7 protein-coding genes, 1 pseudogene and 1 riboswitch are annotated in these 9,621 nt (G+C 74.3%); of the genes and pseudogenes, 6 read left to right on the plus strand and 2 right to left on the minus strand.

Annotated features, from left to right (window positions below):
- Positions 1-109 precede the first annotated feature (109 nt).
- The 3 genes from ACIQOV_RS12865 (at position 110) to ACIQOV_RS12875 (ending at position 1,816) form a co-directional block, all read left to right on the plus strand.
- Complete coding sequence (locus tag ACIQOV_RS12865; RefSeq protein WP_401048038.1) at positions 110-865, plus strand: HipA family kinase; 756 nt, start codon at positions 110-112, stop codon at positions 863-865.
- Positions 862-1,278, plus strand: coding sequence for a DUF3037 domain-containing protein (locus ACIQOV_RS12870; RefSeq protein ID WP_401048041.1), 417 nt, complete (start codon positions 862-864; stop codon positions 1,276-1,278). The genes ACIQOV_RS12865 and ACIQOV_RS12870 overlap by 4 nt, the downstream gene beginning before the upstream one ends.
- Before the next feature lie 82 nt (positions 1,279-1,360).
- Positions 1,361-1,816: a MarR family transcriptional regulator gene (locus tag ACIQOV_RS12875; protein ID WP_359907818.1), complete on the plus strand. Its 456-nt coding sequence runs from the start codon at positions 1,361-1,363 to the stop codon at positions 1,814-1,816.
- A gap of 49 nt (positions 1,817-1,865) precedes the next feature.
- Here ACIQOV_RS12875 and ACIQOV_RS12880 read toward each other — a convergent pair whose 3' ends face one another.
- Positions 1,866-3,995: a HelD family protein gene (locus ACIQOV_RS12880; protein WP_401048044.1), complete on the minus strand. Its 2,130-nt coding sequence runs from the start codon at positions 3,993-3,995 to the stop codon at positions 1,866-1,868.
- A gap of 109 nt (positions 3,996-4,104) precedes the next feature.
- Between ACIQOV_RS12880 and purB the strand changes: the two genes are divergently transcribed.
- Positions 4,105-5,544, plus strand: a complete 1,440-nt coding sequence (purB, locus tag ACIQOV_RS12885) for an adenylosuccinate lyase (protein ID WP_359907812.1) — start codon at positions 4,105-4,107, stop codon at positions 5,542-5,544.
- Between the two features lie 7 nt (positions 5,545-5,551).
- On the opposite strand, the gene ACIQOV_RS12890 is transcribed toward purB, so the two are convergent.
- Positions 5,552-7,093, minus strand: coding sequence for an MFS transporter (locus ACIQOV_RS12890; protein ID WP_401048046.1), 1,542 nt, complete (start codon positions 7,091-7,093; stop codon positions 5,552-5,554).
- Between the two features lie 291 nt (positions 7,094-7,384).
- Positions 7,385-7,585: riboswitch (cyclic di-AMP (ydaO/yuaA leader) on the plus strand.
- A 2-nt stretch (positions 7,586-7,587) separates the two neighbouring features.
- Here ACIQOV_RS12890 and ACIQOV_RS12895 point away from each other — a divergent pair.
- Positions 7,588-8,580 (plus strand): peptidoglycan DD-metalloendopeptidase family protein, encoded by a 993-nt coding sequence (locus tag ACIQOV_RS12895; RefSeq protein ID WP_380551407.1) that lies wholly within the window; start codon positions 7,588-7,590, stop codon positions 8,578-8,580.
- A gap of 387 nt (positions 8,581-8,967) precedes the next feature.
- A pseudogene (locus ACIQOV_RS12900) lies at positions 8,968-9,621 on the plus strand (amino acid permease); the annotation flags it as partial.

Here is a 9,621-nt window from a genome sequence, read left to right on the forward strand (position 1 = left end):
GAGAGCGGTGGTGCGGCGGTGGGGGAGCAGCGGGGCGGGTGGGGGGAGAGTGGCGGCGCGGCGGTGGGGTCGGAGCGGGTGGGGCGGTGACACCGATAGGCTGTCGGCCGTGCTACCCGAGGTGACGGCGATCCGGTACGTGACGCCACTGCGAGAAGGCGGCTCGATGCCGGGCCTGGTCGAGGCCGACGATCGGCGGCTGTACGCGCTGAAATGGGTCGGTGCGGCGCAGGGCCGCAAGGCGTTGGTCGCGGAGGTGCTGGCCGGGGAACTCGGCCGGCGGCTCGGGCTGCCGGTGCCGGAGCTGGTGACGATCGACCTGGATCCGGTGCTCGCGCGCAGCGAGCCGGACCACCAGGTCCAGGACCAGATGCGGGCCAGCGGCGGGACCAACCTCGGGATGGCCTTCGTCAGCGGCGCGCTCAACTTCGACCCGCTCTGCTTCGAGGTGGAGCCGGAGCTCGCCGGGCAGGTGCTCTGGTTCGACGCGCTGATCGGCAACGTCGACCGCTCCTGGCGCAACCCCAACCTGCTGGTGGCCACCGGTGGGCTGCGGCTGATCGACCACGGCGCGAGCCTGATCTTCCACCACAACTGGCCGGGCGCCGCGTCCTGGGTCCGCCGTCCGTACGACGCCTCCGACCACGCGCTGCTGCGGGCCCGGCCGGACCTGGCGGCGGCCGACAAGGCGCTCGCGCCGCTCGCCGAGGCGGCGATCGAGGGCGCGGTGGCGCAGATCCCCGAGGTCTGGCTGGTGGACGAGTTCGGCTTCGACGCGCCCGACGAGGTGCGCGCCGCGTACCGTGCCCAGCTGACCGAGCGACTGGCCGGTCCGCGCGACTGGCTGCCGGAGGTGCCCGCATGACCGAGCCCGCGCTGTCCGCGCTGCCGGCCACCGTCGAACTGCACGACTACGAGTACGCCGTGATCCGCGCGGTGCCGAGGGTCGAGCGCGGCGAGTGCGTCAACGTCGGGGTGCTGCTGTACTGCCGGCAGAGCTCGCACCTGGCGGCCCGTACCCATCTGGACCAGGCCCGGCTGCTGGCGCTGGACCCGGTGGCGGACGTCCAGGGCGTGCGGCGGGCGCTGCACGGGATCGAGGCGGTCTGCCACGGCGGGCCGCAGGCCGGTCCGGCGGCGGGGGACAGCCCCGGGCAGCGGTTCCGCTGGCTGACCGCGCCGCGCAGTGCGATCGTCCAGCCGGGGTCCGTGCACACCGGGCTGACCGCGGATCCGGAGGCGGAGCTGCGGCGGTTGTTCGACCAACTGGTGCTCTGACACCTGGGGGCCGGGGCGGTTCGTCGACGGTTGCCCTGGTCAAAGCTTGAGATACTGAAGCACCTGGCCGTACGCTGGCCCCATGGGTTCGACAGCGACGACGACCGTACCGACCAACGCCGAGTTGATGGAGGCGTTGGCCGCCGTCGGTGCCGCGTACTTCCAGGACTTCGCGGCGGCCGCGGCCCGGCACGGGCTCTCCTCCTCGCAGGCCAAGGCGCTGGGCGCGGTGCAGGAGCCGGTGCCGATGCGGGCGCTGGCCGGCCGGCTGGGCTGCGACGCGTCGAACGTCACCGGGATCGTGGACCGGCTGGAGTCGCTGGGTCTGGCCAACCGGGAGGCGGCGGCCGGGGACCGCCGGGTGAAGATCGTGGTGATCACGGCCGAGGGCCGGGAGATCCTCAACCGCATCCGCGGCGAGATGGCCCGGACCCACCAGGCCTTCGAGGCGATGGACGACGAGCAGCGGATCGCGCTGCACTCCATCTGCGCCCAGGTGCTGCCGGTGCTGGCCGGCCGTACGGGCGGCGCGCAGTAGCGCGCGCAGAAGAGAACGCGCCGCCCGCGCCGCCCGCGCGCCGTCCCGGTCAGAGCAGCCCGGCGAGTTCCGGTGGCAGCGGCCGGTGGTGGAGCAGGGTGAGTGAGCGGGTGGTCCGGGTCAGGGCGACGTAGAGGTCGCGCGGGGCGAGTCCGGCCGGCTCGACGACGACCACCGCGTCGAACTCCAGCCCCTTGGCGTCCGCGACGGTGAGCGCGTCCAGCGCGGCCGCCAGGGTGGCCGGGGCGATCACGCCCAGGGTGCCCGGGCCGCCGGGCAGCCGGGTGAGCGCCGCGGCGAAGTCGCCGTCCGGGACGGGGACGGCGCGGGGCCGCTCGGTGCCCGGGCGGATGGACCCGGGCGGCCGGTGGTCGGGCAGGGCGGTGCGCAGCACGGCGGTGGCGAGGGCCATGACGGGCTCCGGCGTACGGTAGTTGACGGTCAGCCGTTCCTCGCGCCAGCGGCCGGGCAGGTGCGGGTCGAGCATGTCGGCCCAACTGCGGGCGCCGGCGGGCGATCCGGTCTGGGCGAGGTCTCCCACGATGGTGAGCGAGCTGGTCGGGACGCGCCGCAGGACGGCGCGCCAGGCCATCGCGGACAGCTCCTGGGCCTCGTCCACGACGACGTGGCCGTACGCCCAGGTGCGGTCGGCGGCGGCGCGTTCGGCGGTGGAGCGGTACGGGCCGTTGTCACGGAAGCGCTCGGCGAGGGCGGCGGAGTCCAGCAGGGCGTCGTCGGTCTGCCCGGTGATGGTCAGCACGCCCTGGGCGAAGGCGAGTTCGTCCGGGTCGTCGTCGGTCGGGGTGGATTCCCCTGTCGTGCCGAGGAGTTCGGCGGCCTCGTCGAGCAGTGGGACGTCCTCGACCGTCCAGCCCGAGCCGGGCGGGCGGAGCAGGGCGGATGCCTGGTCGGGGGCCGTGTCGGTGAGCAACTCCCGGTCGGTGAGCAGTCGTTCGATCAGTTGCCGGGCGGTGAGCCGGGGCCAGAGCGGGTCGAGCGCGGCGCGGACGTCCGGCCGTTCCCACAGCTCGCGCGGGGCGTAGTGGGCCTCCTCGTCGTCGTACGGGCGGCCGAGGGTGAGTGCCTGGGCGATGGCGAGGGCGTCGAGCAGGGTGCTCAGGTAGAAGCGGCGGGCCCGGTTGTGCGGCAGCCGCAGGCCGCGGGCGGCGTCCCGGGCCTCGGCGCAGGCCCGGGCGGAGACCCGCAGCCCGTCGCCGAGGTCCAGGCCGTCGTCGGGGGCCGTCTGGTGGGCGGCCAGGGCGCGGCGGAGCACCCCGGCCATCCAGGGGCCGCCCTTGGCCAGGGCGGTGGCGGGCGTGTCGGTGCGGGTGGCGGTGACGCCGGGGAGGAGCTCGCCGACGGTGCGCAGCACCACCTCGGTCTCGCCGAGGGCGGGCAGCACTTGGTCGATGTACCGCAGGAAGCCGGGGTTGGGGCCGATCACCAGCACGCCCCGGCGCTCCAGTGCGGCGCGGTGGGTGAACAGCAGGTAGGCGGCGCGGTGCAGGGCGGCCAGCGTCTTGCCGGTACCGGGGCCGCCCTGGACCACCAGGGCGCCGGGCAGCGGGGAGCGGATCACCCGGTCCTGCTCGGCCTGGATGGTGGCGACGGCGGTGCCCATCCGGCCGGTGCGCTCGCGGCCGAGGGCGGCGAGCAGTGCGGCCTCGCCGACCAGGCCGCGCCGGCCGGACTCGTCCAGCCCGGCGAGGTCGAGCGCCTCGTCGTCCAGACCGGTGAGGGTGCGGCCCCGGGTGTGCAGGTGGCGGCGGCGCACGACCGGGCCCGGACGGGCGGGGGTCGCGGTGTAGAAGGGGCGGGCGGCCGGGGTGCGCCAGTCGAGCAGCAGCGGTTCGTACGCGTCGTCGGTCAGGCCGGTGCGGCCGATGTAGTGGACGGTGCCGTCGCGCTCGTCGAGGCGGCCGAAGCACAGGCCGCGTTCGACCGCGTCCAGCCGGGCCGCGTGGCGGGCGGCCTCGCGGGCGCGCACCTCGCGTTCCAGCCGGGCCTGGTGGGTGCCGCCGGGGGTGGCTCCGTCGTGGGCGCCGTCGGCGATGCGGCGGGCCCGTTCGCGCACCGTGTCGAGCCGGGAGTAGAGCCGGGTGAGGCGGGCCTGCTCGGTGCGCAGGGCCGCGGCGAGGGCGTCGCCGGGGTTTCCCGCGGCCGCTGGATGTTCGCTCATCGGTGTGGTATCCTTGCGGTGAGAAGGTTGCGGTGCGCCATCTGAAAGGCGCTCAATTGACCCAGCCTACCCCGGCCGCCGACGTTCGGCGTGACCTCGGCTGTTACTCTTGCGAAGCGTGAGCGCGAAGCCCCAGATCCCCAATGTCCTGGCCTCCCGGTACGCCTCGGCGACCCTGGCCCAGCTGTGGTCCCCCGAGCACAAGGTGGTCCTCGAGCGCCACCTGTGGCTCGCCGTCCTGAAGGCCCAGCAGGACCTCGGCGTCGAGGTGCCGGCCACCGCCGTCGCCGACTACGAGCGGGTGATCGACCAGGTCGACCTCGGCTCGATCGCCGCCCGTGAGCGGGTCACCCGCCACGACGTCAAGGCCCGGATCGAGGAGTTCAGCGACCTCGCCGGGCACGAGCAGATCCACAAGGGAATGACCTCCCGGGACCTGACCGAGAACGTCGAGCAGCTCCAGATCCGCCAGTCCCTGGAGCACGTGCGCGACCGCACGGTGGCCGTCCTGGTGCGTCTGGCCAAGCTGTCCGCCCAGCACTCCGAGCTGGTCATGGCCGGCCGCTCGCACAACGTGGCCGCGCAGGCCACCACCCTGGGCAAGCGGTTCGCATCGATCACCGACGAGCTGCTGGTCGCCTTCCGCCGCCTGGAGGAGCTGATCGCCCGCTACCCGCTGCGCGGGATCAAGGGCCCGGTCGGCACCGCCCAGGACATGCTGGACCTGCTCGGCGGCGACACCGACAAGCTGGCCGAGCTGGAGCGCCGGGTCGCCGGGCACCTCGGCTTCGAGAACGTGCTGACCAGCGTCGGCCAGGTCTACCCGCGCTCGCTGGACTTCGAGGTGCTCACCGCCCTCGTCCAGCTGGCCGCCGCGCCGTCCAGCCTGGCCAAGACCATCCGCCTGATGGCCGGCCACGAGCTGGTCACGGAGGGCTTCAAGGAGGGCCAGGTCGGCTCCTCCGCGATGCCCCACAAGATGAACACCCGCTCCTGCGAGCGCGTCAACGGCCTGGCCGTCATCCTGCGCGGCTACGCCTCGATGACCGGCGAGCTGGCCGGCGACCAGTGGAACGAGGGCGACGTCTCCTGCTCGGTGGTGCGCCGGGTCGCGCTGCCGGACGCGTTCTTCGCCTTCGACGGCCTGCTGGAGACCTTCCTGACCGTCCTCGACGAGTTCGGCGCCTTCCCCGCCGTGATCGAGGCCGAGCTGGACCGCTACCTGCCGTTCCTCGCCACCACGAAGGTGCTGATGGGCGCGGTGCGCGCGGGCGTCGGCCGGGAGACCGGGCACGAGGTCATCAAGGAGCACGCCGTCGCCTCCGCGCTGGCGATGCGTGCGGGCGCCCGGGAGAACGAGCTGCTGGACCGGCTGGCCGCCGACGAGCGGATCCCGCTGGACCGGGCCGCGCTGGACGCGCTGCTGGCCGACCGGCTGTCCTTCACCGGCGCGGCCGGTGCCCAGGTCGCCGAGGTCGTCCGCCAGGTGGAGGCCGTCGCGGCCGCCTACCCGGAGGCCGCCAAGTACGCGCCGGCCGACATCCTCTGACGCTCGGTCAGTTCAGAGTCGAGGGCCCTGCCGCCGGACCGGTGGCGGGGCCCTCGCGCGTCGTGGGGACGTGGCCGGGGTCGAGCGGCGGGGCGGTCGGTCCGCACGGCCAGTCGCAGTTCGGCTCGGCCACCGGCTGCTCCTCGGGGGCGAGCACATTGCCCCGTACGGTCGCGGAGGCGATCAGCCCGCCGGCCACCAGGAGGCCCGCGCAGATCAGCATCGCGGTGTGGAAGGCGGAGTCGACCGCGGCGGGCACCCGGTAGGCGTCGCCGCTCAGCCCGGCCAGCGCCGGCAGGGCGGCCACCGCGAGCAGGCCGGCCGCGCGGGCGGCGGCGTTGTTGACCCCGCTGGCGATGCCGGCGTGCCGGACCTCGACGGCGGCCAGCACGGTCGCCGTCAGCGGCGCGACCAGCAGCGTCATCCCGCAGCCCATCACCGTGACGGCGGGCAGCACGTCCACCCAGTACGAGGAGTCGGGGCCGATGCGCAGCATCAGCAGCACCCCGGCGGCGCACAGCAGGGGGCCGACGGTCAGCGGGACGCGCGGGCCGATCCGTTTGCCGAGGCGCCCGGCGCGCGCGGACAGCGCCAGCATCAGCACGGTGATCGGCACCAGGGCGAAGCCCGAGACCAGCGGCGAGAACCCGGACACGATCTGGAGCTGCACCACCAGCAGGAAGAAGACGCCGCTGAACGCCGCGTACACGCACAGGGTGACCAGGTTCACCGCGGTGAACAGCCGGGAGGAGAACAGCCCGAGCGGCAGCATCGGTTCGGGCGCCCGGCGCTCGACGGCCACGAAGGCGACGCCGAGCACCACCCCGATCACCCCGCTGACCCAGACCGCCGGGGACAGGCCCTCGCCCGCCGCGGTCAGCGCGTAGGTGATCGCGCCGAGCGCGAGGGCGGCGAGCACGGCGCCGAGCACGTCGAAGCGGCCGGTGGCGGCCTCGTCCCGGGTCTCCGGCACCGACCGGGTGGTCACCGCGATCACGGCGGCGGCGAGCGGCAGGTTCAACAGGAAGATCCAGCGCCAGCCGGGGCCGTCCACCAGCCAGCCGCCGAGGAAGGGGCCGATCGCGGCGGACACCCCGCCGAGGCCGGACCAGAGCCCGACCGCGGCCGAGCGGTCGTCGGGGTGGAAGACGGCCTGGAGCATGGCGAGCGAGCCGGGGGTGAGCAGCGCCCCGCCGATGCCCTGGACGGCGCGGGCGGCGATCAGCACGTGGATGTTCGGCGCCGCGGCGCAGGCCGCGGAGGCGATGGCGAACCAGACCACGCCGATCAGGAAGACCTTGCGCCGCCCGTACCGGTCGCCGAGCGCGCCGCCGAGCAGGATCAGGCCCGCCAGGGTGAGCAGATAGGCGTTCAGAGTCCATTGCAGGGACGCCAGGGAGGCGCCGAGGTCGGCGCCGATCCGGGGCAGGGCGACGTTCACCACGGTGCCGTCGAGCATCGCCATGCTGGAGCCGAGCACGGTCGCCAGTAGTACCCAGCGACCCTGCGCGGTGCCCAGGCGCAGGGTGCCGGCCTCGGAGGTGGCCACGGGCGAATCCTGCGCTGCCGGGGCGCACGTGACAAGGGTCACCGGTGGGTGTGTTGACGGTCGGCGGTGCGTGAACGGGTGGCTGCGGTCCGTCGCCGATCTCGGCGCAGGGTCGTGGATCAGTGGCGGGGGGTGAATGGGTTGTGTACGCACCGTGGGGTCCGGTCTGCGGAGGGTCACCGGAACGGGGGAGATGGTTGCCCTTTCAAGAGATCGACATTGCTTCACCCGAACGGATGGGTTTTAGTTCAGCGACCGCCCGGCCAGTCCGGACGGATCCACCGGGTGGAACGCCGAGTCCTGCCGCTGCCCGGTGGTTCGAAACGAACTCTGTACGGCAGGAGCGGGGGACCCACAGGTAAGTCGCCGGACCGGAGTTCGCGCCTCAGGGCGCGGGCGTCCAGGACCGGCTAGGGGTGAAGCCGCGCATGCGGCCGGGCAACTCCAGCCCGAACCCGACAGCTCACCTCGCAGGCGTCGGAGAGGAAAATTCCATGCCTGCTCAGGCTCGTCGTATCGCCCTGCCCCGCGCCGCCCGTATCGGCATCGCGACCGCCGTCACCGGTGTCTCCTTCGCCCTCCCGCTCGTCACCGCGGTGAGCGCCCAGGCCCACACCGTTCCGGCCGCCCCGGCCGCGCAGGCCGCCGCCTCCACGGACGCCAAGTCGGCCGCGCCGGCCGCTGCCCCGGCCACCCCGGCCGCGCAGGAGAGCTACCGCGTCGTCAGCGGCGACACCCTGTCCAAGATCGCCGACGCCAAGAACGTCGAGGGCGGCTGGCACGCGCTGTACGAGCAGAACCGCTCGGTGGTCGGTGCCAACCCGAACCTGATCTTCCCGGGCCAGCAGCTCGCGCTGTCGGGCCACGCCGCCGCGCCGGCCGCCGACGCCGCCCCGGCCAAGCCGGCCGCCCCGGCGAAGCCCGCCCAGCCGGCCGCTCCGGCGACCCAGGCCGCCAAGCCGCAGGCCCAGGTCCAGGTGAAGACCGAGGCCGCCAAGCCCTCCGCCCAGCTCCAGACCCAGCTGCAGGTCGCCGCTCCGGCCGCGGTCGTGACCGCCACTCCGGTCGCCGCCGCCACCTCCGGCTTCGTCGCCCCGCTGGCCAACCCGAAGCTCGGCACCGCCTACGGCGTGGCCGGCTCGATGTGGGCCTCCGGCCACCACACCGGCCAGGACTTCGTCGCCTCCACCGGCACCCCGCTGCGCGCCGTCGCCAACGGCGTCGTGGTCAAGGCCGGCAACGGCGGCGCCTACGGCAACGAGGTCGAGATCAAGCTCGCCGACGGCCACTACGCCGAGTACGCGCACCTCTCCTCGATCGGCGTGAGGATCGGTCAGGCCGTCACCGTCGGCCAGCAGATCGGCCTCTCCGGCGCCACCGGCAACGTGACCGGCCCGCACCTGCACTTCGAGATCCGCAACGGCTCGGAGTACGGCTCGGACATCAACCCGGTCGCCTACCTGCGCGCGCACGGCGTCGCGCTCTGACCCGGGGCCGCTGAGCCCCGAGGGTTTTCGGAACCACCGCTGCTGCGGGGCGAATCGATCCTCCGGGATGGTCATGTCGGGTGACCGCTCGACCGGGTGATCGCCGCACGGCGGACATGGGCGCGGGACACGCCCAGGCCGGCCCGGCCGTACGAGGACCTCCTCGTGCGGCCGGGCCGGCCGCTGCCGTTTCCGGGCCCGTCCGGTCGTGCCCCGGCCGTCCGGCGGGTTCCGGAGCGTCGTTCGACCGGTCGAACGTGGCGTCAACTCGACTGCTCCGGCGGGCCGTCGGCCCGATCGCTGGGCTGCTCCGGCGCGCCATGCTGTCGGACGGTCAGCGTCCGGCCGGTCCGGCGGTCGGGCGGGTCCGGGAGGCGAGGAGGCCGGATGGCGGTCCGGAGCGGGGACGTGGCGGGGGAGAGGGCCGGGCGGGAGCGGCCGGGGACGGGCGGCGTCGACCGGCTGAAGGCGGACTCGGTCGGCCTGGTCGGCGTGGTGTTCATGGCACTCGCCACCGCCGCCCCGATCACCGCGATGACGGGCAACCTGCCGATCATCGTCGGGCAGGGCAACGGCGCCGGCGCGCCCGCCGCGTACATCGTGGCGACCGTGGTGCTGACGGTGTTCTCGGTCGGGTACGTGGCGATGGCCCGGCACATCACCGCGGCCGGCGCGTTCTACGGCTACGTCTCGCACGGGCTGGGCCGGGTGGTCGGGATGGCCTCGGGGCTGCTCGCGGTGCTGGCGTACGTCGTCACCGAGGCCTCGGCCCTCGGCTTCTTCGCGTACTCGCTGCGCGGACTGGTCCGTTCGCAGCTGGGGGTGGACCTGGGCTGGGGCTGGTACGCGCTGTTCGGGGCGACGGTGATCGGGGTGATGGCCTGGTTCGACCTGCACCTGACGGCCAAGGTGCTCGGGGTCGCGCTGGTGCTGGAGATCGGGGTGCTGGGGGCGGTCTCGTTCGCGGTGCTGTTCTCCGGCGGCGGGCCGGACGGGATCGTGGTCGAGGCCGTGAACCCGCTGAACGCGCTGAGGGGGGTG

The organism is Kitasatospora sp. NPDC091257, from assembly GCF_044757675.1.
GTDB lineage: Bacteria > Actinomycetota > Actinomycetes > Streptomycetales > Streptomycetaceae > Kitasatospora > Kitasatospora lactacystinica.